Below are 25,279 nucleotides of genomic sequence, written 5' to 3' on the forward strand. Positions count from 1 at the left end.
CATCACGAGGGCCGCCGCCCCGGCGTCCGAGGCAGCGCCGGCCGCACCTCGGCGAGGAAGAGCCCCGCCGCGAGGACGACGACGAGCGCCGCCGCCGTCATCGTGCGCCGGCGCGCGATGCCCGCGTTCTCCGCGGCGACGGGCAGCGCCCTGTCGAGGTCGATCCGATCGTTGATGAGATCCCCGCGCGTCTGGGTCACCTTCTGCAGGCATGAGGACTCCCGCTTCGTCGGAAACGCCGGCCGCTCCATCGGAAACTTCCGGAGCGCCACTTCGTCGCTGAAAGGCCGGAGCCCGCACTCGGCGGCGACCCCGTCCGCGGCGACGCGGTCGGCCTCGACGCGGGCCCGCGACTCCCCGGCACGCTGGTCGGATCCTGCCGCGAGCGCGCGCCACGACAGCGCGCTCCAGACGCTGCCGGCCGTGACGAGCGCGACGACCCCATGATACGCCCAGCGCTTCACCCGCGCCGCCGGCAGATCGCGCGTGCGGACCGTCATGGACGCTTCAGCCGCTCCTCGAGGATGGCGCGGATCTTCGTCTTCAGCTCGGTGAGATCGGACGACTTGATGACGTACGCGTCCGCCGACCACGAGAGGAACGATTCCTGGTACGACGAGTACGCCGAGTTGAGCACGACGGGGATCCCGTTGTCGCGGGCCAGGATGCGCGAGAGGGCCTCGATGCCGTCCATGCCCGGCATCTTGATGTCGAGCACGACGAGATCGGGGCGGCTCTGCTCCAGGATCTTCAGCGCCTCGCGCGCGTCCGCGGCCAGCACGACGCTCCACCCCTCCTCGCGCAGCTCCTTCTCGTAAAGCAGCCTGATGTTCCGCTCGTCATCGACGACAAGAATCGTGGGTGTCACTCGGCGGTCTCCCGGTCCAGCGGCAGTCTGACATCGAACGTGGTCCCCTTCCCCTCGGCGCTCTCGAACCCGATCGTCCCGTTGTGCTGGACGACGATCTGCGAGGTGATCGCGAGCCCCAGCCCCGAGCCGGAGGGTTTCGTGGTGTAGAACGGTTTGAAGATCCGCCGGTGGTCCGACGCCGGGATGCCGCATCCGGTGTCCGACACCCGAACGCTCACGTGGTTCGTGCCCCCGGTGGTCGTCAGCGTGAGCGTCCCCCCTTCGGGCATCGCCTGCACGGCGTTCTGGATCAGGTTCGTGAAGACCTGGTGGATCTGGTAGCGGCTCGCCTTGATCGCGGGGAGGTCGTCCATGAGCCTCAGGACCAGCGCGACATGCTTCTCCCCGAGGCCCCCCTCGAAGGGGCGAAGGCTCTGGCGCACGACGTCGTTCAGGTCGCACGGCTCGTAGTCGGTGCGCGGCGGCCGGACGTACTCGAGGATCTCCGAGACGATCGCCTCGAGCCGCCGGACCTCCTCGCGGATGATCTCGAGGTACTGCCGCTGGGGCGACTCGGGCGGCGTCTCGCGCATCAGCGTGTTGGCGAAGCCGCCGATCGTGACGAGAGGCGTGCGGATCTCGTGCGCCACGCGCGCCGACATCTCGCCGATCGCCGAGAGCTTCTCGAGCGCGATGAGCCGCTCCTGGTTCCGGCGGATGTTTCCGTTGGCCTCCTTGAGCTCGTCCACCGTCTTGCGCAGCGCGGCCTCGAGGCGCATCCGCTCCGAGATGTCCCGGTAGATGACGGAGCGGCCGGCGGCCCGCCCCGACTCGTCGGCCAGCGGGGTGACGGTCAGCTCCACGGGGATCGGCTTGCCTCCCTTCGCCATCCGGACCGTCTCGTACCCGCGCACGAATCCGTCGCGCGCCATCAGGTGATCGATGCGCGCGATGTCCCCGCGCTCGCGGACGTCCTGGGGGACGAGCAGCGCGTCGTACGGCTTTCCCAGGGCCTCGGCGGCGAGGTACCCGAACATCAGCCGTGCGCCGTCGTTCCACTGCCTTATCGTCCCGTCGTTGTCGAGGCTCACGAACGCGTCGGCGGAGTCCTCCGCGGCGCGGGTCAGGTACAGGTCGCGCTCGAGGCGCGCCGCGTCCTTCCTGACGCGCTCCGTGCACTCGACGAGGATGCCGAGTCGGCGGTCCCCCGGCCAGGGGGCCGTGACGAGGCTGAAGAACCTTGGCGGCTCGCCGTTGAGCCGGACGAGCCTCTCGACCCCGGGCCGCGGCCACCCCGGACGTCCCGGCGCGCCGCGGGTCCCCCACCCTCCGGCGAAGATGTCGTCGAGGGTGCGGGCCGGGATCGCGTGGAGCGCCTCGGCGAGCGCCGCGTTGACGAACTGCAGCTCGCCGCGCCGGCCGGCGACGAACAGCGCGATGCCGGCGGCGGCGAGACTCTCGCCGATCGCCTCGACCTCGGAAGCCCGACTCGCCTCGCTCACGCTCACGCCCGCCGTCCGGAGGTCCCGCTACCCGCTAGACCAGCGCCCTCGTCGCCGCCCGGGCCACGGCGCGCTGGTAGACCTGCTCGTAAGCCGAAGCCGATCGCGCCCAGGTGAAATCACGCTCCATGCCCCGCTTCACGATCGCGGCCCAGCGCGATCGATCCTTGAACGCCCTGACCGAGCGCGTCACGGCGTCGAGCATCGCCTCAGGCGTGTAGTCGGTGAACGAGAAGCCGTCCCCCGCCGCGCCCTTCGCGTCCGCGTCCACCACGCTGTCGGCGAGGCCCCCCGTCGCCCGCACGACCGGCACGGTGCCGTAGCGGAGCGAGTACATCTGGTTCAGGCCGCACGGCTCGTACCTCGAGGGCATGAGGAACGAGTCGGCCCCCGCCTCGATCAGGTGCGCGAGATCCTCGCTGAACCCGAACTTCACGGTGACCTTCGCGGGCCACCGGGCCGCGGCCTCGGTGAGCATCCTGTGAAACCTCTCCTGGCCCGTCCCGAGCACCGCGAGCTGGACGTGGAGGCCCATCAGCCGCTCCATGGCGGCCTCGATGAGGTCGAGCCCCTTCTGCTCGGCGAGCCTCGTCACGATCCCGATCAGCATCGCCCCCCCGATCGGCGCGAGCGACATCCGCTTCAGCAGCTCCTCGCGGCACGTCGACTTGCCCGCGGGGCTGGCCGCGGTGTAATGGACCGGAAGCGCGGGGTCCTTCGCGGGGTTCCAGACGTCGGGATCGATGCCGTTGAGGATGCCGACGAGGTCGGCTCCCTTCTCGCGCAGCACGCCGTCGAGCCCCTCCCCGCGCTCGGCGGTGCAGATCTCCCGGGCGTACGTCGGCGACACGGTGGTCACGACGTCGGCGAGGGTGATCCCCGTCTTCATGAAGTTCATCCTGTCGAAGAACTCGAACGGGCTCATCGGGTAGAAAGCTTCCATGGGGAACCCAGCGAGCGCCATCGTCCCCGGGGGGTAGATCCCCTGGTACCCGAGGTTGTGGATCGTGAAGACCGTCCCCACCCCCGCGAAGAACGGATCCTGCGCGAGGGTGCGCTTGAGGTAGGCGGGGACGAGCGCCGTGTGCTGATCGTGGCAGTGGATGACGTCCGGGCGGAAGCCCACCGTGCGCAGCGCCTCGAGCGCGGCCCGCTGGAAGAAGATGAACCGCTCCGCGCTGTCGGGATACCCCTCGCGCGTGTCCGGGTCGTCGTAGATCCCCTTCCGCCCGAAGTAGGCGTCGTTCTCGATGTAGTAGATTGAGGGGATCCCGGCCGGCTCGGAGGCCGAGAGCGCCGCCCTCACGATCCTCCCTGAGACCGGCACGTCGATCGACGAGGCCCCCGCCACGGGGTACGCGGGGTGCCGATCGGCCTTGATTGCGGCATAGCGCGGGAGGAAGACGCGGACGTCGTGCCCCCGCCGCCGCAGCTCGTCCGCGAGGCTCTGTGTCACGTCTCCGAGGCCGCCGACCTTCGCGATCGGGGCCATCTCGGCTGCGATGCAGGCGATCTTCAGGGCTGGACCTCCTTCAGGAACTTCGCGGCGTCCTCGGGCGCCGTCGGGTTGATGTAGAAGCCGGTCCCCCACTCGAATCCCGCCACCCGGGTGAGGCGCGGCAGGATCTCCACGTGCCAGTGGAAGTCGAACTGCAGGCTCTGCCAGTAGTGGGCCCGCTTGTGCGTCGTCTCGGTGTTGGGGGAGGTGTGGAAGACGAAGTTGTACGGCGGATCCTTGAGCGCCTTGCGGAGCCGCCCCAGAACGTCGCGCATGGCGCGCGCAAGGCCGACGACGTCGGCGTCGCTCGCGTCCGCGAAGTTGTGGAGGTGCTGCCTCGGCGCGAGCTGGATCTCGAACGGGAACCGGGAGGCGTAGGGCGCGAAAGCGATGAACTGATCGTCGAGGTAGACGATGCGCTTCCCCTCGTCGATCTCCTGCGCGATGATGTCGCAGAAGAGGCAGCGCTCCTTGATCTGATGATGCTGCTTCGCCGAATCCAGCTCGACCGCGACCTGGAGCGGCGTCACCGGCGTCGCGATGATCTGCGTGTGCGGGTGCGCGAGGGAGGCCCCCGCGATGGCGCCGTGGTTCCGGAAGATGAGGATGTACTTGAAGCGACGATCCTTCAGGAGGTCGCCCAGCCGATCGCGGTAGATGCCCACGACGGTCGCGAGCTGCTCGACGGGCATCTCGGCGAGATCCATCGCGTGGTCCGGCGTCTCGACGATGACCTCGTGGGCGCCGACCCCGCGCATCCGGTCGTAGATGCCGATCGCCTTCTTCTCGAGCCCCCCCTCGATCATGAGGGCGGGAAACTTGTTGGGGATGACGCGCACGTCCCAGCCGGGACCGTTCGCGGCCCCGCCGTTCCGGCGAAGGGCGAAGATCTCGGGAGGCGTCTTGTCCTCGTGCCCGGTGCAGAAGGGGCAGAAGCCCCCGCCGCCCATCTCGGCCGTCTCCTGGAGGAAGTCGGTGGGACGCTTGCTCCGATCCGTGGCGATGATCACCCATCGCCGCTGGATCGGGTCGTGTCTCAGCTCGGTCATCTCGGAAGCCTCTCGTTGGGTGTGGAGTGCGGCGGCATGGCCGCCGCGGCGATGCGCGGTTCGGAGCGCCCTAAGCTAGTGCTTTTCCGTCCGGTCGGCTACTCCCCGCCGGGCCGGGAACGAGGTCCTCGATCGCGATTTCGAGCGTCGTTTCCCCCCGCGCGAGCGACGCCAGAGGCCAGAGCGCGAGGAAGGCGGATCCCTGGTAGATCAGCTCGAAGCCGGACTCGCAGCGCGAGACTGATCTCACCGGATGGTGCCAGAGCGCGGCCGCGGGAGAGAGGCGCAGCGTCGCCCGGAAGCGCCGGTAGGTCTCCTCGATCCTCGCGACCGTAACGGAGGATTCCGCCCAGGGACCGGCGAGATCGCGGGGGGCGCCCGCTCCGGCGGCGACGCGCGTCATCGACTCCACGAGCGACAGGTTCAGCTCCACGCCGAAGAGAACGCCCCGCGCGGCGCCGGCGGCCTCCGGAGACGCGAGGGAGAAGGACGCCCGCACCGCCTCCCTGTCGGCGAAGATGTCGAACCTCTTGATCACCTCGATCGATGTCTCGACCGCGGGCGAGGAGGGGATTCTCAGGGCGACGCGCCGGCGCAGCGTGACGCTCACCGCCCGATCCCCACGGGAGATCTCCACCGTCGGAGCCCCGTCGGCGCGCCCGAGGTCCGCGATCGCGACCGTCATGAGCTGCGCGGGCGTCGCGTCGGCCGGGAGGAACCTCTCGAGGAAGCTGCGCCGCTCCGCGGAATCGGCCACGAGGTGCTCGGGAAGATCCGGCGGCGCCTCGGGGCGCCGCTCGTGGATGTTGATGCGCCCGAATTCGGGCGCGGCGGCCGCGTGCCCCGCGGCCGCGGAGGCGCGCGACGCCTCCCGGGCCTCCTCGTGGTACGCCTCGGTCCGGCGCGTGAGCGTGCAGCCGAGCGTGAGCGGCCGCCGCGTGAAATCGAGGACCGACACCGCGCCGCCGCCGGCCGGCTCGATGAGGAGGCCCATCCGCGACGTCTCGATCGAGATCTCGGGGGCGTCCGCGTCATCCACGCTGGCGAGCTCCACCCGCACCCCCGTCGCGTCGGGGGCCGCGTCCCACGCGGCGGCGGCCGCGCGGGCGAGCTCGTCCTGGATGGCGCGCCGGATGTGAGGCAGGTAGAGGCCGCCGAAGAGGCCGTGCCAGTAGCCGCAGTTGCACTGCGATCGCCACAGGTGCCGCCTCGCGGGCGAGGGGACGCCGCGGCGCGCCGCCTCGCCGTCGAGAGCGTCGAGGCGGCGGCTGAGGGCGCGACCGCGCGCGACGCTGCGGCGCGACTCGGGGTAGCGCGCCAGGTACGAGCGGAAGAAGCCCCCCTTCACGAACGACCGCATCGGCTCCCACTCCCCCTTGTCCCGGAGGCGGTGGGCCATCTCCTCGAACCGGCGCCGCTTCCCGGGAGGAAGCGACCACTCCCCCATCTCGAAGTAGGAGCTCTCGGGGAGGTAGATCCGGCCTCGCGACGGCAGCGCGTCGCGCGCCTCGGCGAAGGTCGTCGTCAGCAGCCAGCCTTCCTCCTGCGCCTTCTCGAGCGCGGAGAGGAAGCGATCGAGCCAGCCGCCGCCGTGCACCCACTCCCAGGTGTCGGGCCACAGGCCGTACTTCTCGCCGTCGTCCATCATCACGACGACGTCGCCGCGCCCCCGGCGCTCGAAGAGGGCCCTCACCGTCTCCTCGGGCTCGCGGAACGGGATCAGGTAGCGCAGCTCCTCGCTGATCGGGAAGAGGCCGATCGACTCCCCGTCCTGCTCGGTGGTGTAGTAGCCGCCCACGGGATCCTCGTCGACCGATCCCAGGAAGTGGTAGTCGTCGAGGAGCGTGTACTCGACCCCGGCGCGCTTGAGATCGGCCGCGAGGCCCGGCTCCCAGACGCGCTCGGCGAGCCACATGCCCCGCGCCTTCGCGCCGAGCTTCTCGTCGATCCAGCGGGTGAGGCAGCGGATCTGCCCCTCGCGATCCGCCGGCGGGATCAGCGTCAGGATCGGCTCGTAGAATCCTCCGGAGAGGATCTCGATCTGGCCGCGCGCGGCGAGGCGCCGGAGCGCGTCGAGATGAGCGGGGCGCTCGGCCTCGAGCCACTCGAGGAGGCACCCCGAGTAGTGAGCCACCGCCCGGACCTTCGGGTGCCTCTCGAACGCGGCCAACAGCGGATCGTACGCCCGCTCCGCGGCCTTCGCGATCACCTCCGGAAAATTGCCGACCGGCTGATGATTGTGGATCCCGAAGATGAAGCGGACCGTCCCCTCGGGCTGCATCAGACGCTCCAGTCGAATGAAGGCGCCGCGTCGAAGGAGATCTCCCCTTCGCGGGGGAGCCTCTCACCGGGGCCCGCCGCGGCCAGGAGCGAGACGGAGAAGGCGACGCGATCCCCGTCCCGGGCCGGAACGGCTGCGAGCGGGACGTCGATCTCGACGATCGTGTCGAGCGCGCAGGCCACGCCCGCGACGTCGGCCGAAGGCTCGCCCCCCGCACCCCGCCGGATCGCGACCCTCAGGCTCGCGGGGCTCGTGATCGCCACGACGATCGCCGCGTCGTCGAGCAGCGCCGCCGCGGTGGGACCGGACGGATCCACGCGGATGAAGAGATGCCCCGGGCTCCAGCCGAAGGCCACGCGCTCGATTCTCACGGCGCCCGGGCTCATCGAGCCGAGCCCCGAGGCGCGGTCGCACACCCCCGCGAGGAGCCACTCGAAGTAATCGCTTCGCCGCCCGTCGAGGGTGACCCTCACCGCGCCGCTCGGCGGCTCGAAGGGGGCGCGCCTCCGCCCCATGATCGGCTCGCCGAGCGCCGGAGGGGAAGCCTCTCCGAGAAGGCGCCACGTCTCCGCGAGCAGGCTCCGGAACGTCGCGTCGAAGATCGAGTCCTCCTCCGAGGAATGCTCGTCGCCATACCACCAGAACCAGTCGCTTCCCTCGGCCGCCTGCAGGCACTTCCACGCCATGTCGCGATCGGCGCCGTCGATCGAGGGCGCTCTCCGCTCGAAGGCGTCGCGCGCGTCGCGCAGGAGATCCCACCCACGGTTCTTCTCGGGGTGGCCGATCCACGTCGTGAAGTCCGAGCGGATCCACGAGCCGGCGCGCAGCCGCTCGAGTCGCCGCGGCGCCGGTGAGGCCTCGAGGTAGCGCGAGAACGACGTCGTCGCCAGCCCCGCAGTGCTCGTGAGCGCACGATACAGCGCCGAGAGGAAGGGAACGCCGTTCTCCGCGTAGTGCTCCCAGGCGTTCTCACCGTCGAGGATGATGGGAACGACCGCGTCCTCCGCTCCCGATCCGAGGTGGTCGCGAATCCGCTGCAGGCGCCCGACGAGGTCCGCGGCCGCGTCCTCCCCCCGCCACGACGAGTACGTGAACCCGACGAGATCGGAGATCTCGCGATCCCGGAAGAAGAGCGCCGGCGGGGAGTCCCTGAGCCTCCACGCCGCGGAGAGATCCGACGTCGTCGGACGGGGGCGCCATCCGCCGCCGGAGAGGGCGAGAGCCGCCGCGAGGATCCCCTCGTCGCTCGCCGCCCAGGAGACGCCGTTCGCGCCGAGGATGTCGATCGTCTCCTCGCTCAGCGATCCCTCCGAGGGCCAGACCCCCCTCGGGCGCACGCCGAAGACCGCCTCGTGGCGGCTCACCGCGGATCGGATCTGCTCGGCGGCGTCCGCCGGGCGCCGGAACGGCGGCCTCGGCACGAAGAGCGCCGGCGCCGCCTCGAGGGCGCTCTCGGAATCGCACAGCAGGGGGAGGATCGGGTGATAGTAGGGGGAGGTGCTGAACTCGAGGGCGCCCCCGCGCGCGATCTCCCGGAGCGCGGGGAGAACTCCCCCCAGGAACTCGTGCTGCGTCGCGAGGAGCGCCGCCTTGTCGTCCTCGGTGAACCCCTCCCCCTTGGCGAGGAGCCCGCGCACGACCTCGTGACGCTTCAGCGTCTCCCCCGACCACGCGAGGTGGAACCAGACGATCAGGTCGCGGAAGTCGTGCGGCTTGAACCGGCGCGCGGCGTCCCGGTACGTGCCGTCGGACCCCCGCCCGCCCCGCTTGTGGAAGAGGTTCACGTAACGGGGGAAGGGGGCGATGAGGGTCCTGTAGGGGACCGAGAAGAAGAGGCCCAGGATCGCGAGATGCTCCTCCTCCGTCAGCGCGCCGGCGTCCCGCGAGGCGAGCTCGAGCGCCGGGTCAGCCGTCCGGCCGTTCGCGAGATCGTCGAGCTGATCGACGAGGGAGGGGACGAGATTGAATGTCAGCTCGAGCCCCGGGTGCGCCACGGCCAGCGCCGCCATGTCGTGGTAGTCCTTGAGCGCGTGGAGCCGGACCCACGGGAGGGACGCGGTCGCGCGGATGGGGTTCACATAAAGAGGTTGGTGAAAGTGCCAGAGGATGGCGACGCGAAGCGTGGGTGACGCGATGGGGGCCTCCGGCACGGGGGTGGGATGGGACGGCGGCGATTATAGGAACCCCCCGCCGGAAGCGTCAACGCGCGCCGCGCCCGTGTGGTGGTCGACATTGGGGCGTGGGGGCGTGTGGGACGAGCCCGGGTACCCGCGCGGGCGTCGGCGCCACCCGTCATCAAACAAGACGGCGCCGCCCGCGTGGGTGGGCGAGCGAACCCGAGGCCGAGCGCGATTACTTCCCGCGCGGAGGCCGACCCCCACGCCCCAATGTCGACCACCACCCCCAGCCCTCAAGCGGGGCGGAAATCGGCCGATTCACTCAAAGACGGAAGGACGGAGCCCCGCCCGCCGTGCGCTCGACGGCACGGCACGCGCCTTGGGAAACCGCCCCGCCTGGGAGCGAGATCATGAGCGGCGTGAGCGTTTCGGTCGGCCGGGCCGCCGGTGCCACGTTACAGAAGGTGCTGGAGGAGAAGGGCCTCGTCACCGCCGAGGAGCTGCAGCGGGCCCGCCGCGTCTGGGATCGACTGGAGCAGAAGGGGCCGTTCGGCGCGCATCTCGTGGCCCTGGGCCTCGTCACCCGCGAGCAGCTCGAGGCGGCGCAGTCGGCGATCCGGGAGTCGCTCTCCCCCGCGGAGATCCTCGTCGAGATGGGGCGCCTCACCCCCGAGGCCCTCGCCCGCGCGGACGCGGCCGCGCACCGCGCCGGCGCTCCCGTCGAGTCTGAGCTCGTCGCCTCCGGGGCGACGACCGAGGAGTCGCTGCTCGAGGCGCGCGCCGCCAAGCACGGCCTCGAGGTGATCGCGCTCGAGCCGGAGATGATCGACCTGGGCCCTTACCGCCGGGTTCCGGCCTCCACGTGGCGCCGGCTCCAGGTCCTCCCGATCGCGCTCCCGAGCGGAAGCTGCGGCCTCGCGATGCCCCGGGTCGACGCCGACGCCATCCTCGAGATCCGCGACGCCGTGGGAAGGAATCCGGTCACGAGGCTCTGCAGCGCGACGGCGATGAGCGCGACGCTCAAGGCGCTCGAGACGCCGCCCCGGCCGCCGGCGGGCGCCCCCCCTGCCGTCGAGGCGCCGCGCGACGGCAGCACCGCCGAGATCGTCGATCGCCTCATCCGCACGGCGCGGCGCGAGCGCGCGAGCGACATCCACATCGAGCCCGGCGAGACGAAGTCCCGCGTGAGGCTCCGGATCGACGGGCGGCTCGTGCCGATCGCCGAGCTCGGCGCCGAGCAGGGACGCGCCGTGACGGAGCGGCTCAAGATCCTCGCCGGGTGCGATTTCACCGATCGCACGCGCCACCAGTGCGGCCGCTTCTCCGTGGGCGTCGACAACGAGAGCGTCGACGTCACCGTCTCGACCTTCGTCTCGGGGCACGGAGAGGATCTCGTCCTCCGGATCCTGGCCCGGAAGGTGGGGCTGGTCGGGCTCGAGCGGCTCGGCCTCTCGCCGATCATGCTCCGCGAGCTCGTCGACCAGGGGCTGTCGAGCCCCGAGGGGCTCTTCCTCGTGACCGGGCCGAGGGGGAGCGGGCGCACGACGACGCTCTTCAACGCCATCGACTACTGCAACGACGTCTCGCTCAAGATCATCTCCGCCGAGGATCCGGCCGAGTTCTCCCTCCAGGGAATGATCCAGTGGTCCCGCCGCCCGGCCGGCGGCCCCACGGTCGCCGAATCGATCCGCGCCAGCCTCAACCAGGATCCGGACGTGGTCGTCATCGGCGAGATCCTCGACGCGGAGACGGCGGCGCTCGCCGTCGAAGCGGCGCTCCGCGGCCACCGCGTGTTCGCCACCTTCCGGACGGAGAGCGCCGCGGGGGCCGTCGTGCGCCTCCTCGACATGGGGATGGAGCCGTTCCTCGTCGGCTCGACCGCCCGCGCCGTGCTCGCGCAGAGGCTGGTGCGGCGCATCTGCCCCGAGTGCGCGGAGGAGGCGTCCCCGCCCGCCTCGGAGCTGCGCCTCCTGGGAATCTCCCCGCGCGACGCGGCCGCCTACCCGCTGCGGCAGGGACGCGGATGCCCCGGGTGCCACATGACCGGCTACCGCGGGCGGATGGGCGTCTTCGAGCTGGTCGTGGTCGGCGACGCCCTCCGCGACGCGATCCTCGAGCGCGCGCCGCTCCGGGAGATCGAGCGCCTCTGCCTCGACGTTCCCGGATACCTCACGTTGACCGAGGACGCGGTGATCAAGGCGCTCCAGGGCCTGACCACGCTGTCGGAAGTGATCCACCGCACCCCGCGCGCCCACATCCGGCCCGCGCGCCAGCTCATGGAGAGAGCCTCGTGAATGCCGTGACCGCCGAGACGTCGGTGCTCGAGAGCGTCCTCAAGCACGTCCGCGAGGGGGGCCCCGGCATCCCCTCGGTCCCCGCGGCGGCCGCCCGCATCCGACAGATGGCCGGCAGCGATCAGGCGGGCGCGCGCGAGCTGGGAGGCGCGGTCGGCCAGGATCCGATCCTCGCGGCCTCGCTCCTGAGGTACGCGAACTCGGCGATGTACCGGGGGCTGAGGCCCGTCACCGATCTGCACACGGCCGTCGCCCGCCTCGGGATCAAGATGGTCATGGCGGCGATGATGGCCGAGCTGAGCCGATCGCTCTACCGGTTCCAGGATCCCGAGGACAGCGAGCTCTTCATGACGCTCTGGCGGCACGCGGTCGCGTGCGGCGAGACGTCGCGACGCGTGGCGAGGCTCGTCCGGTATCCCGAGCCGGAGCAGGCGTTCATGGTCGGGCTGGTCCACGACATCGGCAAGGTGGCGTCGCTCGCGAGCCTCGCGCACCTGAAGTCGCGGGGCGACATCCAGTGGCCGCGGGCCGTCGCGATGGAGTTCATCCGCGAGACGCACGCGACCGTCGGCTCGGAGCTGCTGAGACGCTGGAAGATCCCCGCCGAGCTCTGCGAGATGGTCCTCCATCATCATCGCGAGCTCACCGCGTCGTCGGGGGTCGCCCCCGCGATCCTCCAGTTCGCCGATCTCGCGTGCGGCAAGCTCGGTTACGCCCAGGACCCGACCCCCGAGGCGTCGCTCCTCGCCGAGCCCTCGGCCCACATCCTCGGCCTGAACGACCTGACCATCGCCTCGCTCCTCGTCGATCTGGAGGAGGCGCTCCCCGCCGTCACCCGGGAGATCTGACGCCGGCCTGCGGGCCGCCAATTCAACGGAGATGCCGAACGTGAAGACGAGACGCTCGAAGCTGAATGGACTCCTCGCGTGGCCGCTCGCGGCCGCGCTGATCGCTCTCCCATTCCTGGCCTGCGGCAAGAAGGAGGCGGAAGGGGGCGCCGAAGGCGGAACCGTGGAAAAGGCCGGGGCCGGCGAAGGAGGGGGCGAGAGCGCCGGCAAGCCCGGCTCGCTCCTCAACCTCGAGCCCTTCGTCGTCAACCTCGCCGATCCGGGCGGCGGCCGCTACGTCAAGTGCACGTTCAAGCTCGAGGTGTCGGACAGGCCCGCGCTGGAGGCGATGCAGGCGGACGAGGTCGGGATCCCGAAAATCCGCGATCGGATCCTCGCGCTCCTGTCGAGCCGGACCGCCGAATCGCTGATGACCTCGCAGGGGAAGGATCTTCTCAAGCGCGAGGTGCAGGCCCGGGTGAACCCGCTCCTGAAGAAGGGAAAGATCCAGGAGGTCTACATCACGGAGTTCCTGGTTCAGTAGGAGGGCGTCTCCGCGGCGGCGCCGAGCTGAAACCTCCGGACCTTCCGGTAGAGCGTCGACCGCGGGATCGCCAGCAGGATCGCCGCCTGCTTGTAGTTCCCCTCCGTCTTCGCCAGCACGTCCTGAATGTGCCGCCGCTCCATCTCGTCGAGCGTCGCAACCGTTGCCGCCTGCGACCAGTCCCAGCCGTCGAGATCCTGGAGGTCGGCCGGGCGCACGATCGGCCTCGGGGTGAAGAGGGCCACCTTCTCCGACAGGTTCTGGAGCTCGCGGACGTTGCCGGGCCACGGGTAGGAGAGGAGCATCTCGAGCGCGCGGGGGGAGTACTGCCGCGCGGGGCGCTTGAGCCTCTCGCACGTCTCCGCCAGGATCCGCTCGGCGAGAACCACGATGTCCTCCGGGCGCTCCCTCAGGGGGGGCATCTCGACGACGAGGCGGCTGAGCCGGTAGTACAGATCGCTGCGGAACGTCCCCGCGGCCGCCGCCTTCTCGAGATCGACGTTCGTCGCGGCGATGACGCGCACGTCCACCTTGAGCGGCACGCTCGACCCCGCCGGCCGGATCTCCCCCTCCTGGAGGACGCGCAGCAGCGCCGCCTGAGTGGCCGGCGCGCACTCGGCGATCTCGTCGAGGAAAATCGTCCCGCCGGCCGCCGTCTCGAAGAGGCCGATCCGCTTGCGATCGGCGCCGGTGAAGGCGCCGCGCTCGTGGCCGAAGAACTCCGACTCCTGGATGTCGCGGCTGATGTTGGCGCACGAGACCGGCACGAGCGGTCCGCGGCTCCGCGAGCTCAGGCGATGGATCTCGCGCGCGGCGACCTCCTTCCCGCATCCGGACTCGCCGAGGATCAGCACCGGGCTGTCGTGCGGGGCGGCGCGCCGGATGAGCATGAAGACCTTCTTCATGGCCGGGCTCCGGCCGAGGAGGGCGCCGAGGCCGGCGGGCTCGCCGAGCGCGTGCTCCAGCGCGGCGAGCCGGACGGCCATCGCGCCATGCTCCGCCGCCTTCTCGACCGTGACGAAGAGGAGCTCGGGGTCGAGGGGCTTGGTCAGGAAATCGTAGGCGCCGCGCCGGATGCACTCGATGGCGGTGCGGAGGTCGGAGTCGCCCGTGACGACCACGATGGGGGCGCCGTGGCCTCTCTCCTGGAGCGCCTCGAGGAGCTGGAGCCCCTCCATCGCGCCGGGAAGGTGGAGATCGAGGAGCACGGCCTCGTAGTCTCGGTGGGCGGCGAGGACGAGCGCCTCGTCGGCGGCGCCGACGCACTCGGCGCGGAACCCTCCGCGGACCAGGATCTCGCGCTCGATGTCACGGATTTCGGCGTCGTCCTCGACGACGAGGACCGCGCCGCGGTCCGGGTCCGCATCGGCGGGAGGCGAGGGAGCACGGGGCGATGGATCCTTGGAGCCATCCTGCGGGATCAAGAACGGCCCTCCTGGTTCGAGCGCGCGAAGGCCTCCTTGTCGGCGCAGGGGGCAGCCGCGACTCGCGCAATCAGGATACCGGGAAGGGGCGATTGTGTAAAGAGGAACCGGCTGAAAGGGACTTCAATCGGCGCGCTTGGGGCGGCGGCGCGTCAGGCGACGCAGTAGACCGGCAGCCCCTGCTCGCGGCAGCGGCGCACCGCGGCGGCCCCCTCGCCGCTGGTCGGATCGACCGCGATGAAGACCGCGTCGAGCCCCGCGAGGGTCTGGGAGTGGCCCAGCGCGCGCGTCGTGAGCCCCGACTCGGCGGCCATGCGGGAGAGCGTCCCTGCGAGATCGGGGGCGGCGATCACGCCGAGGCTCTTCACGCCGTCCCGCACGACGCGCTCGATCTCGCGCCGCACGAGCACGGTGACGCGCTCGAGGATGCTGCCGGCGGCCGTGAGATGCCGCGCGGCGAGGCTGTCGATCCGGGCGCGCCCCGAATCGGTCACGACGTACCGGAGGCGGCGGCGCGTCGGCCCGTGGAACTCGACGAGGCCGGCCTCGGCCAGCGCGTGGATGTAGTTGTGGATCATCGAGGGGGCGAGGCCGACCTCGAGGGCGATCTCCTTCTGCGAGGCCTCGGGATTGTTCGCGAGGATGGAGAGGACCTGGAGCTCGCGCAGCAGCGGGCTCGGCTCGTAGAACTCGGACTCGATCGTCCGGAGCAGCCTCGGTTTCGGCATCAGCGGCTCCTCGGCTGCTGCCGCAGGATCATCCGCGTCGTCCCTGCGATGATCCTGAACGGGAGCGCCGCGGCGTCGTCGAGCAGGATGGTCAGCACGATCGAGCGGGCCGGATCGGGGCGCCCCTTCTCGCGGCGCCTCTCGCCCGAGACGGGCGGGGCGGCCGGGGCGCTGCGCCGGGGCGAACGCACCGCGACGACGAGGCCCGTGACGGCCCCCGACGGCGCGGCGGCTCCCGCTCCGCCCTGCGGCTCCGTGACCTTCCCGACGGTGATGTCCATCGACGCGTCCTCCAACGGCTCGTGCTCACGTTCCGAGTCGGACGGGCGCCGGTGAACTTGAGGGGGTGGGACGGCGAAACCGCCGTCACGCGGGGGCGGGAGCCTCGGTGGGCTCGGCGTTCGAGATGGGAGGCTCCGGGGATCCGTCCCCCTCGTCCTCCCCCGTCGACGGCGCCAGGACCCCCGGCTTCATGACGACGGGGTCGACGCCCACGAGCACGAGATCGACCCGCCGGTTGCGCGCGCGCCCCTCCGGCGTGTCGTTGGGGGTGATCGGGCGGTAGGGGCCGTACCCCACGGCCGCGAAGCGGTAGGCGGGCAGATGGCCGGTCTCGACGAGATACCGGATCACCGCGACCGATCGCGCCGCCGAGAGGTCCCAGTTGGTCGGGAACCTCGGGGAGCTCACCTGCTGATCGTCGGTGTGCCCCTCGACCAGGATCTGGACGTTGAGCCCGTACAGCAGCTCCGAGAGGCGCGCGAGCCTCGGCAGCGCCTCGTCCGCGAGAACGTCCCCGCCGGGGGCGAAGAGCCCCGTCTCGGCGAGGCTGAGCGTGAGGCCGCGGCGATCGCGGATCGCGCGGACGCGCCCGCGGATCTCCGGGCGCGAGAGGTACCGCGTGAGCGCGCTGCGAAGGGTCTGGAGCTGCAGATTGTCGCTCCGCTTCGCGCGGCGCTCCCCCTTCACCTCGGAGAGGCTCGTGGTCAGGCTGGCGACGCTCGGGGGCTCGACGGAGGTTGCCCCCTCCCCGCCGATGGGATCGGGGCCGCTCGCCGAGAAGGGGCCCTTCAGCTCCAGCGCGTTGTTGACCGACTCGACGAAGCGCCCGAGCTTCTGCGAGTCGACCTGCGACGTCGCGAACATGACGACGAAGAAGGCGAAGAGGAGCGTGATGAAGTCGGCGTAGGAGACGAGCCACCGCTCGTGGTTCTCGTGCTCCGGATGTCTCTTCTTCCTCGCCACGCGGTCCCCCCGATCAGGCGGCCTTGGCCGGCTTGGCCTCGACGGGCACGCCGGCCTTCTTCGCCTCGTGCGCCAGGAACCCCTGGAGCTTGGCGCGCAGCACGTTCGGGTTGAGCCCCTCCTGGATGCCGAGCGCCCCCTCGATGATCAGCTCGTGGAGCACGATCGCGCTCCGATGCTTGAGCTTCAGCTTGCCGCCCGCCGGGAGGAAGCACAGGTTGGCCGAGCCGACGCCGTAGATCGTCGCGACGAACGCCACCGCGATCCCCGCGCCGACCTTGCTCACGTCGGAGAGGTTCGCCATGACGTGGATGAGGCCGAGGACGGCTCCGATGATGCCGATCGTGGGGGCGTAGGCCCCCGCCGACTCGAAGACCTTCGCCTCCACCTCGCCGCGCTCCTCGGTCTGCCCGAGCTCGAGCTCGAGGTGCTCGCGCATCGTGTGCGCGTCGGTGCCGTCGACGGCGAGGAGCAGGGCCCGCCCGAGGAAGGGGTTCGACGCGGTCGACGCGTCCTTCTCGAGGGCGATGATGCCGTCCTTCCTCGCCTTCTGGGCGTAGCCGACGATCTCCTCGATGAGCGCCGCCGGATCGTTCGGCGGGTTCAGGAACATGTTCATGAAGGACTTCGCCGCCTTCACGCAGGTGCCGAAGGGGAACGAGATGAGCGTCGCGCCGAGCGTGCCCCCGAAGACGATGAGCGCGGCCGTCGGCTGGATGATCGTGCCGATGTGGCCGCCCTCGAGCGCGTTGCCGACGAGGATGCCGGCGAACCCCACGATGAGGCCGAGTATGGTCCCGATGTCGATGCGCTTCATGCGCGGGCCCTCAGGCGATGTAGTCGAACAGGCTCTGGTTCCGGGTCCTGGCGATCACCGTGATCGTCGCCTGCGACCCCGTCTGCAGCCGCGCCGCGTTCGTCACCTCCGCGGCCAGGTCTGTGTCCTCGATCCCTGCAACCGACTTCGTGACCTCGAGCGCGCGCGTCGCCAGGCTCAGGTCCGACGCGTCGAGCGCCTGGAGCCGGAAGCCGAGCGGCGGCCGGACAGCCGAGATCTGCGCGCCGGCGGCCTGAAGCTTCGGCTCGAGGGCGCCGATGGCGGCGGTGTTGCCGGCGCGGAGGGCCGCGGACAGATCCGCGAGCGCCTTCGGGATGTCGACCGGCGTCTTGAAGACGGCGTCGCCCGCGACGTTCACCTGGATCGTGACCTGGTCCTCGATCCGGGCCGACACCGTCCCGGAGTTGCCGAGATAGCTCCCCGCGGCGTCGAAGGGAGGAGCGAGCGTCTCGGTCCCGCCGAAGACGTACCGGCCCGCGAACTGCGTGTTCGCGGCCTTCAGGAGCTGCTGTCTGAGGCCGTCGACCTGGTCGGCGATGAGGCTTCGCGCGCCGGCGTTCGTCTCCGAGTACCCCTGGATCGCGGATCCCGTGGCCGAGATGATCACGTCGCCGGCCGTCGCGAGAGCCGCGTCGGCGGCCTCGACCTGGCCGCGCACCGTCGAGATGGTGGCGCGGCGGGAGGCGAGGCGCGCGAGCGTCTCGCGCGCGGAGGCGATGCGGGACTCGGCGCCCGGATCCTCGGAGGCCGTCGTCACGCGCTTCCCGGACGCGACGTGAGTCGTCGATCGGGCGAGCGCCTTCCCGATCCGCGAGAGGCGATCGAGGAGGGCGCGCTGGCTGCCGCCGAAGGAGATGCGCATCAGGGCGCGGCCCCGAGCGACAGGGCCACCTTGGTCAGCTCGTCGATGGTGTTGATGAACTTCGCCGCGGCCGCGTACCCCGTCTGGAACTGCGAGAGGCGGACCGCCTCCTCGTCGAGCGAGACCCCCGAGACCGCGTCGCGGCGCGACTGGAGCTCGGAGACGATGTCCTGCTGCGCGGTGAGGGAGGCGTCGTTCCCCGCCACCTCCGTCCCGAGCCGCGCGACGAGCGCGCCGAGGAACTCCGTCGGCGTCGCCGCGGAGAGGCCCGCGAGCTGCGTGGCGCGGATCTCCGAGAGGGCGATCGCGTTCGCGTTGTCCCCGGGCGAGGGGCTCCCGGCGGCCGCGATGAGCGTCGGGTCGGCGACGATCGCGGCGTTCACCGAGATCCCCGCCGCCGCGGCCTGGCCGGCCGGCGAGATGACGAAGAAGTCGCCGCCGGCGGCGCCCGCCTGCGTGAAGCCGGCGCGATGAACCGAGTTGACCTTGTTCACGAGCTCGGTCGTCAGCGTGTCGAGGGCGGACTGCGTCCCCTGGATCGAATCGTCGCGCACCGAGAGCGTGGCGCCCAGCCGGCCGCCGCGAACCCGGTCGGTGAGATCGACCGTAACCCCCCCGCGTGCAAGCGTCACGGCCGCGAGCCCGCCCCGGGCCGGATCCGGCGACGCGGTGAGCTGGTACGCGGTGCTGTCGGAGACGAGGGAATCCCCCGTCGCCGAGAGCGAAATCTGGAGATTTCCGCGGCGATCCTCGTACACGCCCACGTCGACGAGCTTCCCCAGCTCCGTCACCGCGGCCTGCCGCGCGTCCCTGAGGTCGGAGGCCTCGCGGCCGCCGGACTCGAGCTGCGCGATCTGGTTGTTGAGCGACGCGATGCGCGTCGTCAGCCCGTTGATCTGCGTGACGTTCGTCTTGATCTGTCCGTCGAGATCCGCGCGCTGGGCCTGCAAGCGGCTGGATGCCGTGTTCAGCGTCCGGGCGACGCGGTCCGCCGCCTGGACGACGTTCTGCCTCAGCGCGAGGTTCTCGGGGTTCGTCGAAAGCGACGAGAAGGCGTCGAAGAGGCCGGAGAGGGCGGCCCCGATCCCGGGCGCCGACGACTCGTCGATCGCCTGGAGCGATCCCGCGAGCGCCTCCTGCCGCGTCTCGAGGTATCCCTGCCGCGAGGTCTCGTCGCGGAGCTGGCGCTCGATGACGGCGTCGCGGACGGAGGTGATGGTCCCGACGTCCACGCCGGTGCCGAGGAACCCCTGCGGGATCTGGAGGGAGACCCCCGGCGTGAGCGCGATCCGCCGCCGCGTGTACCCCTCGGTCGCGACGTTGGCGATGTTCTGCCCGGTCACGTCGAGGGCGACCTGAAACGTCTCGAGGCTCCGGCGGCCGAGCTGCAACGCTCCCAGAAGATCCAATCAGGCCTCCAACGAAAGCTGCGCCCCCTTCGGGAGCGACGGCGCCGCCGACGGCACGTACGTCGGGCTCACGGCGGCGAGGATGGCGTGGAAGAGCCCCGTGTTCAGCTCCGCCCACCGATCGAGTAGACAGGCATTGATCAAATTCACGCGATTCAGCTCGCGGACGGCGGCCAGCAGCCCCGCGTGCGCGCGCGCGGCCGCCTCGTCGCCCGAGGCCCCGAGGGCGGGCTTCAGATCGCCGCGGCTCCATCCGTGCGCCTCGAGGAGGCGCGCGACCTCCCCCTCCTGCGCCGAGAACCTCATGCAGAGCGTGTCGATCGCGTTGACCGCGGCCCCGTCGGGCCGCGGCGCCCCGGCCGCGAGGCCGGCGCGCCATCCCTCGCAGACCTCCGCGAGCCGCAGGACGACGCGCGCCTCCTCGTCGAGGAGGGCGGTGAGCGCGCCGGCCGGCGGAGCGGAGCGTTGCGTCATCTCGCGAGGTACTCCTCGACGATGCGCGTGGCGAGCGATCGATCGTTGACCTGGTAGTTGCCGGAGCGGACCGCCTCGCGGAGCCGCTCGACGACCGTCGCCCGGACGTCGGGGGAGGCCTTCGCGCTCTCGAGGAGCCTGTCGATCTCGAGCGCCGCGACGGAGATCTCGACGGCATCGGCCGGAGCTTCGGGCGCCGCCGGCTTCGCAGCGGCGGACTGGGAGGACGACTCGGGGGCGTCGGACTTGTTCCCTCGCTCCGCGCGCGGCGCCTCGTTCCCGTATCCCGGACCCTGAATCTTCATCACTCTCTCCTCCGGGGTGGTTCCGTGGGCACCCCGATGCCTCGTGACTCGGCGGAAACGCGCGGAACTTGAGGGGAGAGCGTGATTTGTGCGGGGTTCGAACCCTCAGTGTGCGACGCGGGATGAGACAAACCCGACGAAGCCGACTCCGCCTTCGCCTTCGGCGTCAATTGCCTCACGAGCGCATCCCGCAGGCCCAGCCCGAGCTTCGGGGCGATCGCCTGAGAGACCCCCTGATCGAAGAACCCCTCGTAGATCCCCGCCCCCGGCCCGGAGCCGAAGATCCCGCCGTTCTCGCCGGGGAGGGTCTGGCGCATCGACTGAATCAGTGACTGAACGAGGATCTCCTCGAAAGCGCGCGCCGCCTTCATGACGTCGCCCCCCTCGCGCGGGGTGCGCGCCCCGGCGACCCCGGCTTCGACGGTGGCCTCCGCCGCCCCCGCTGCGCCGCCCCACTCGGCTGCGCGGCCGATCACTGGATCACCAGCTCGGCGCGCAGCGCCCCGGAGTCCTTCACCGCCTGCAATATCCCGATGATGTCGCGCGCCGTGACGCCCAGGCCGTTCAGCGCGGTGACCAGCTCGGCGACCGACGGCCCTCCCTTCATCTCGATGAACCCGCCCGGCGACTCGGTGACGCTCACCTGGTCGTGCTCCACCGTGGTCGTGGTCCCCTTCGACAGCGGCCCGGGCTGGCTGACGATCGGCTCGGTGTGGATCTCCACGGTCAGATTTCCCTGCGCCACCGCGACCGGCGTGATGACGACGTTCCCTCCGAGCACGACCGTGCCGGTCCGCTCGTTGAAGACGATGCGCGCGCGCATGTCGGGCTCGAGCTCGATCTCCTCGAGCCTCGAGAGGAAGGGGACGATGTTCCCCTTCGATCCCTCCGGGATCATGATCGCCACGGTCGTCCCGTCCTCCGCCTTCGCCACGGCGCCGCCCAGCGCGGCGTTGACCGCCCCCGCCGCCCGCGCGGCGGTGGTGAAGTCGGGCTGATCGAGGACGACGCGGACCACCCCTTCCTGAGGGAGCGGCTGATCGAGCTCGCGCTCGACGAGCGCCCCCCCCGGGATCCTCCCCGCGGTGAGATGGTTCTTCGCGACCGCCGTCCCCCCTTTCGCCGCACCCCCTCCTCCGCCGAGAGAGACGGACCCCTGCGCCACGGCGTAGACGACGCCGTTCCCTCCGGCCAGGGGGGCCTGGAGGAGCGTTCCACCCTGCAGGCTGATCGCGTCCCCGAGGCTCGAGACGGTGACGTCGAGATGGTTTCCGAGGCGCGCGAAGGGCGGGTAGCTCGCGGTGACGATGACGGCCGCGGCGTTCCGCACCCTGATGAGCGACGGATCGATCGAGATCCCGAGCTTGTTGAGCATGTTCGCGATGCTGACGGTCGTGAACCGGGCCTGCGTGCCGTCCCCCGTCCCCGCCAGGCCCACGACGATCCCGTAGCCGATGAGCTGCTGATCGCGCACCCCGTCCACGCGCGCGATGTCCTTGATCCGCGTCGCCGCAAAGGCAGGCTCAGCGAAGAACGCAGGCTCCCCGAAGAGCGCAGGCGCCGCAAAGAGGGCGAGCGCCGCCAGCCACGTTCCGGTGAGTCGAGCCATGTCTCTCAAGAGCGCCTCCGGCCGGATCAGAACGGCCACACGCGGTCGAAGAACTTCGCCAGCCAGCCATCGCGGAGCGCGGAGTCGATGTCGCCGCGCCCGCCGAGGTGGAACTCGAGATCCGAGAGGTTCGACGAGGCCACGCTGTTCGCGCTCGACAGATCGATCGGGCGCGCCACCCCCGCCAGCCACAGCACCTGCGTCTCGCGGTTCACGGTCACGTCCTTCGAGCCGACGATGACGAGGTCGCCGTTCGGCAGCACCGCGAAGACGCGCGAGGAGACGACCGCGGTCACGTCGTTGGAGCGGGCGGTCGTTCCCTCCCCCTTGAAGCTCTTGTCGCGCGAGTAGTTCAGGAGGTTCGACATGTTGAACCCCGAGTTCACGCGCCCGTTCATCTGGGCCTCGAGGCCGAAGAGGCTCGGGATCCCGTACGCCCCCGCCCCCTTCTTGCTCGTGTCGGTGCTGGCCCCCTGCTTCGCGTCGGTCTGCTCGGTGATCAGCACCCGGACGATGTCGCCGGGCTTGAACGAGCGGTTGTCGGCCGCGAGGGCGCCGCGCGGGCTGCTCTCGCTCCAGAGGGAGCCGGGGGTTGCGGCCGGGGGGGATTGCATCGCGGCGAGCTTCCGGTTCAGCGCGCCCCCGATGAGGTACGGATCGGCGTCGAGCTTCCGGTGCGCGGAGCAGGCCGGTGCGAGGAGCGCCGCCGTGGTCACGGCGACCAGCGCGCGCCGGAGAGTGTGTGAAGCTCTCATCGGTCGAGCCTCCCCAGCTCCAGCGCCGGCTCCTCGAGGCGCACGAGGCCTCGCCCCACCACGCGCGCGAGGACGGTCTGGCCGGACGTCGAGTTGACGACCGGGATCCTCTCGCCGTGGACTCCGTCCCGCGCGGCGGTCGCCGAGACGCGCGCGGTGAAGCCGCGCCCCTCGGCCACGAGCGTGACGGACTGGCCGCGGAGCACCTCGCGCGGTGAGGCGAGGAGCGGCTCGACCAGGAGCGTCCCCGCGGCGACGGCCGATCGCGTCTCGCGCCCGACCACCCTCGCGCGGGCGTCCTTCGGATCGAGCCCTTCCGGAAGCGCCCGCGTCTCCACGCGCACGTCCCCCTCCTCGAGGGTTGTTCCGCGCGCGAGATCCCGCGCCGCGACGCTCACGTCGGCTTCGACGATCAGCGTCCCCGTGAGGACGAGCGCGCGCACGGGACGCCCGTCCTGCTCGACGATCGCCGTCACCGCGAGCGCGCCGGTGACGGGTGGGCGGCCCAGGCGGAACCGGATGGAGCCCTCGGGGTTCGGGGGAGTGATCCCCGCCGGGAGCGCGAGCGACACGGCGCGCACGCCGAGGCCAAGCTCCCGGGCCCGCTCGCGGACGAAGTCGCATCCGAGCCGCACGATGCCCCCCTCCGGGGGCGCGGCGCCGGGAGCGCTTTCCGCGGCGGACGCGGCCGCCGGGAGGAGGATCGCCAGGAGAAGCGCCGCGGCGTCAGCGGGCCAGCGTGTTGAGGCTCGAGAGCATCTCATCGGAGGTCCTCACGGCGCGCGAGTTCAGCTCGTACGCCCTCTGCGCCGCGATCAGGGAGACGAGCTCCTGAACGACGCTCACGTTCGACATTTCAATGAACCCCTGGCCGATCGTCCCGAACCCCTGCGCCCCGGGGGTGCCGAGGTTCGGCTCCCCCGACGCCGCCGTGGGGTTGAAGAGGTTGCCGCCCAGCGCGTTGAGCCCCGCCTCGTTCGCGAAGCGCGCCAGCTCGATCGTGCCGACCTGGTTCGGGGCGGTCTGCCCCGGCTGATCCACCGAGACGGTGCCGTCGGCCCCGACCGTCACGCGGAGCGTGTCGGGGGGGATCGTCACGGGAGGATCGAGCGCGAACCCCTGGGAGTTCACGAGGACCCCGTCCTGGTTCTGGCTGAGCGCGCCGTCCCGCGAGTACGCCGTGGTCCCGTCCGGCATGAGCACCTTGAAGAACCCCTGCCCCTGGATGATCAGGTCCAGAGGGTTCCCCGTGCTCTGGAAGTCCCCCTGCGAGAAGACCTTCTTCACCGCCGAGACCTTCGAGCCGTGGCCGACCTGCGCTCCGGTCGGGAAACGGGTCGACGTCGACGACGACGCCCCCGGGCTGACGAGCGTGGTGTAGAGAAGATCCTGGAACTCGGCCCGGCTCTTCTTGAACGCGGTGGTGTTCACGTTCGCCAGGTTGTTGGCGATGGTGTCGACGTTGACCTGCTGCGACTCCATCCCCGACGCGGCGATCCAGAGTGCCCGCTGCATGGATGTCTCCTTCCCTCTCTGCCGTCCCGGATCAGGTGACCGAGCCGAGCTCGGTGACGGCCTGGCGGTTGACTTCGTTGAGCGTGAGGTTGAGCGCCTTCTCGTAGAGCTCGAACCCGCGCTGCGTCTCGATGAGCGACGTGACTTCCTGGAGCGGCCTCACGGTCGACTCCTCGGCGCGCCCCTGGTACATGCGCGTCGCGGATCCGGCGGCCTTCCCAGCCCCCGACGCCGTGAAGAGCGCGCCGCCCAGCGGCGAGAGAGCCGTCGGCTCGAAGGTCTCGATGCGGATCTTCCCGGCCGTCTCCCCGTTCGAGCCGACCGTCCCGTCCGTCGCGATCGTCAGCGGACCGGCGGTGAGCCGGATCGGGCCGGCGGCGCCGAGGACCTGGTACCCCTCGTCGCGCGTCACGAGGAACCCCTCGCGCTCGGCGAGGTGCCCCGCGCGCGTGTACGCGACCCCCGCGGGGGTCTGCACCGCGAGGAGCCCCGGCCCCTCGATCGCGACGTCGAAGGGCTCGTGCGTGTCGGCGAGGCGCCCCTGCTCCATCTCGACCCCGGCCGGCTTGAGCCGCACCGAGGCGTTGATCGCGCCGAGAAGAGGATCCGCCGCCGCCGAGGCGGCGCCCGGCGCCCTCGCCTCGACGATGGACCTTGCGACCGACTTGTATCCATCGGTGGTGACGTTCGCGAGGTTCTGCGACGTCGCGGCGACGCGCTCCTCCTGCGCGATGAGGGCGGAGGCGAGCGTGTAGATCGAGCTGTTCATCGAGACCCTCCCGGCGAGACGAAGTGAGACGCGGGCTGCGAGGGGCGTGCCACGGAGGGTCTCATGGACGAGGCGGCCGCGCGGCGCGCGCCGTCGCGGAAATCCCTGCCGCGTGCGGAAGATCCTGCCGGGTCCGAGAAGCGCGAGAACGACTCGGACAGCTCGCGCTCGAGGCGCTGCGTCTCGATCTCCTCCGCGCTCATCCCCCGCGGGGCGCTCCCGCGCGGACGGCCCGGAGGTGGAGCGGCCGCGGCGGCGGGGGCCGGGAGGGGCGCGACGCGCGCGCGGTGCCACGCGGCGAGAAGGACCGCGACGACGAGGTTGATCGCGCCGCTGCCGACGAGGAGATCGCTCATGCCGTCGCCTCCTTCAGCCGGCCGTCGT

The 25,279-nt window shown here is 71.2% G+C and carries 26 protein-coding genes; 3 read left to right on the forward strand and 23 right to left on the reverse strand.

Annotated features, from left to right (window positions below; all coding sequences use genetic code 11):
• Nucleotides 1-2: 2 nt before the first annotated feature.
• The 7 genes from HY049_07620 to HY049_07650 all read right to left on the reverse strand — a co-directional run bounded on the left by HY049_07620 (nt 3) and on the right by HY049_07650 (nt 9,330).
• The gene (locus HY049_07620) at nt 3-500 is read right to left on the reverse strand and encodes a hypothetical protein (protein MBI3448766.1); all 498 of its coding nucleotides are present in this window, start codon (nt 498-500) and stop codon (nt 3-5) included.
• Nucleotides 497-868, reverse strand: coding sequence for a response regulator (locus HY049_07625; protein MBI3448767.1), 372 nt, complete (start codon nt 866-868; stop codon nt 497-499). The genes HY049_07620 and HY049_07625 overlap by 4 nt, the downstream gene beginning before the upstream one ends.
• Nucleotides 865-2,352 carry a PAS domain S-box protein gene (locus tag HY049_07630; protein ID MBI3448768.1) on the reverse strand — a complete coding sequence of 496 codons (1,488 nt, stop codon included), beginning with the start codon at nt 2,350-2,352 and terminating at the stop codon, nt 865-867. Before HY049_07630 ends, HY049_07625 begins: the two co-directional genes overlap by 4 nt.
• Nucleotides 2,353-2,386: 34 nt before the next feature.
• Complete coding sequence (gene glgA / locus HY049_07635; protein ID MBI3448769.1) at nt 2,387-3,844, reverse strand: glycogen synthase GlgA; 1,458 nt, start codon at nt 3,842-3,844, stop codon at nt 2,387-2,389.
• Between the two features lie 23 nt (nt 3,845-3,867).
• Nucleotides 3,868-4,899: a galactose-1-phosphate uridylyltransferase gene (gene galT / locus HY049_07640; protein ID MBI3448770.1), complete on the reverse strand. Its 1,032-nt coding sequence runs from the start codon at nt 4,897-4,899 to the stop codon at nt 3,868-3,870.
• A gap of 70 nt (nt 4,900-4,969) precedes the next feature.
• Entirely contained in the window at nt 4,970-7,180 is a 2,211-nt protein-coding gene (locus HY049_07645; protein ID MBI3448771.1) for a DUF1926 domain-containing protein, read from the reverse strand.
• Complete coding sequence (locus HY049_07650; GenBank protein MBI3448772.1) at nt 7,180-9,330, reverse strand: glycoside hydrolase; 2,151 nt, start codon at nt 9,328-9,330, stop codon at nt 7,180-7,182. The genes HY049_07645 and HY049_07650 overlap by 1 nt, the downstream gene beginning before the upstream one ends.
• 377 nt (nt 9,331-9,707) lie before the next feature.
• Between HY049_07650 and HY049_07655 the strand changes: the two genes are divergently transcribed.
• The 3 genes from HY049_07655 to HY049_07665 are packed head-to-tail and all read left to right on the forward strand — an operon-like array spanning nt 9,708 to nt 12,962.
• Nucleotides 9,708-11,591 carry a type II/IV secretion system protein gene (locus HY049_07655; GenBank protein MBI3448773.1) on the forward strand — a complete coding sequence of 628 codons (1,884 nt, stop codon included), beginning with the start codon at nt 9,708-9,710 and terminating at the stop codon, nt 11,589-11,591.
• Nucleotides 11,588-12,439, forward strand: a complete 852-nt coding sequence (locus HY049_07660; protein ID MBI3448774.1) for an HDOD domain-containing protein — start codon at nt 11,588-11,590, stop codon at nt 12,437-12,439. Before HY049_07655 ends, HY049_07660 begins: the two co-directional genes overlap by 4 nt.
• Nucleotides 12,440-12,479: 40 nt before the next feature.
• The gene (locus HY049_07665; GenBank protein ID MBI3448775.1) at nt 12,480-12,962 is read left to right on the forward strand and encodes a flagellar basal body-associated FliL family protein; all 483 of its coding nucleotides are present in this window, start codon (nt 12,480-12,482) and stop codon (nt 12,960-12,962) included.
• Here the strand turns inward: HY049_07665 and HY049_07670 are convergent.
• From HY049_07670 to HY049_07745, 16 genes are all read right to left on the reverse strand, one after another.
• On the reverse strand, nt 12,956-14,386 hold the full coding sequence (locus HY049_07670; protein ID MBI3448776.1) for a sigma-54-dependent Fis family transcriptional regulator: 1,431 nt from the start codon (nt 14,384-14,386) through the stop codon (nt 12,956-12,958). The two genes, HY049_07665 and HY049_07670, sit on opposite strands and share 7 nt — an antisense overlap.
• Nucleotides 14,387-14,538: 152 nt before the next feature.
• On the reverse strand, nt 14,539-15,114 hold the full coding sequence (locus tag HY049_07675; GenBank protein MBI3448777.1) for a winged helix-turn-helix transcriptional regulator: 576 nt from the start codon (nt 15,112-15,114) through the stop codon (nt 14,539-14,541).
• On the reverse strand, nt 15,114-15,395 hold the full coding sequence (locus tag HY049_07680) for a hypothetical protein (GenBank protein ID MBI3448778.1): 282 nt from the start codon (nt 15,393-15,395) through the stop codon (nt 15,114-15,116). The genes HY049_07675 and HY049_07680 overlap by 1 nt, the downstream gene beginning before the upstream one ends.
• 85 nt (nt 15,396-15,480) lie before the next feature.
• On the reverse strand, nt 15,481-16,359 hold the full coding sequence (locus tag HY049_07685; protein MBI3448779.1) for an OmpA family protein: 879 nt from the start codon (nt 16,357-16,359) through the stop codon (nt 15,481-15,483).
• Between the two features lie 13 nt (nt 16,360-16,372).
• Nucleotides 16,373-17,167 carry a flagellar motor protein gene (locus HY049_07690; GenBank protein MBI3448780.1) on the reverse strand — a complete coding sequence of 265 codons (795 nt, stop codon included), beginning with the start codon at nt 17,165-17,167 and terminating at the stop codon, nt 16,373-16,375.
• Nucleotides 17,168-17,186: 19 nt separating this feature from the next.
• On the reverse strand, nt 17,187-18,059 hold the full coding sequence (locus HY049_07695) for a hypothetical protein (GenBank protein MBI3448781.1): 873 nt from the start codon (nt 18,057-18,059) through the stop codon (nt 17,187-17,189).
• Complete coding sequence (flgK, locus tag HY049_07700) at nt 18,059-19,468, reverse strand: flagellar hook-associated protein FlgK (GenBank protein ID MBI3448782.1); 1,410 nt, start codon at nt 19,466-19,468, stop codon at nt 18,059-18,061. The genes HY049_07695 and flgK overlap by 1 nt, the downstream gene beginning before the upstream one ends.
• Nucleotides 19,469-19,942 carry a hypothetical protein gene (locus HY049_07705; protein MBI3448783.1) on the reverse strand — a complete coding sequence of 158 codons (474 nt, stop codon included), beginning with the start codon at nt 19,940-19,942 and terminating at the stop codon, nt 19,469-19,471.
• Nucleotides 19,939-20,247: a flagellar biosynthesis anti-sigma factor FlgM gene (gene flgM, locus HY049_07710; protein ID MBI3448784.1), complete on the reverse strand. Its 309-nt coding sequence runs from the start codon at nt 20,245-20,247 to the stop codon at nt 19,939-19,941. Before flgM ends, HY049_07705 begins: the two co-directional genes overlap by 4 nt.
• Nucleotides 20,247-20,723: a rod-binding protein gene (locus HY049_07715; protein ID MBI3448785.1), complete on the reverse strand. Its 477-nt coding sequence runs from the start codon at nt 20,721-20,723 to the stop codon at nt 20,247-20,249. Before HY049_07715 ends, flgM begins: the two co-directional genes overlap by 1 nt.
• Nucleotides 20,720-21,856 (reverse strand): flagellar basal body P-ring protein FlgI, encoded by a 1,137-nt coding sequence (locus HY049_07720; GenBank protein ID MBI3448786.1) that lies wholly within the window; start codon nt 21,854-21,856, stop codon nt 20,720-20,722. The genes HY049_07715 and HY049_07720 overlap by 4 nt, the downstream gene beginning before the upstream one ends.
• Before the next feature lie 26 nt (nt 21,857-21,882).
• Entirely contained in the window at nt 21,883-22,611 is a 729-nt protein-coding gene (locus HY049_07725) for a flagellar basal body L-ring protein FlgH (protein ID MBI3448787.1), read from the reverse strand.
• Nucleotides 22,608-23,375, reverse strand: a complete 768-nt coding sequence (gene flgA / locus HY049_07730; protein MBI3448788.1) for a flagellar basal body P-ring formation protein FlgA — start codon at nt 23,373-23,375, stop codon at nt 22,608-22,610. Before flgA ends, HY049_07725 begins: the two co-directional genes overlap by 4 nt.
• Nucleotides 23,338-24,126, reverse strand: coding sequence for a flagellar basal-body rod protein FlgG (gene flgG, locus HY049_07735; GenBank protein ID MBI3448789.1), 789 nt, complete (start codon nt 24,124-24,126; stop codon nt 23,338-23,340). The genes flgA and flgG overlap by 38 nt, the downstream gene beginning before the upstream one ends.
• A 31-nt stretch (nt 24,127-24,157) precedes the next feature.
• Nucleotides 24,158-24,895, reverse strand: coding sequence for a flagellar hook-basal body complex protein (locus HY049_07740; protein MBI3448790.1), 738 nt, complete (start codon nt 24,893-24,895; stop codon nt 24,158-24,160).
• Nucleotides 24,892-25,251, reverse strand: coding sequence for a hypothetical protein (locus HY049_07745; GenBank protein MBI3448791.1), 360 nt, complete (start codon nt 25,249-25,251; stop codon nt 24,892-24,894). The genes HY049_07740 and HY049_07745 overlap by 4 nt, the downstream gene beginning before the upstream one ends.
• Nucleotides 25,252-25,279: the final 28 nt, after the last annotated feature.

It is taken from the genome of Acidobacteriota bacterium, from assembly GCA_016195325.1.
In the GTDB taxonomy this organism is placed as follows: domain Bacteria; phylum Acidobacteriota; class Polarisedimenticolia; order JACPZX01; family JACPZX01; genus JACPZX01.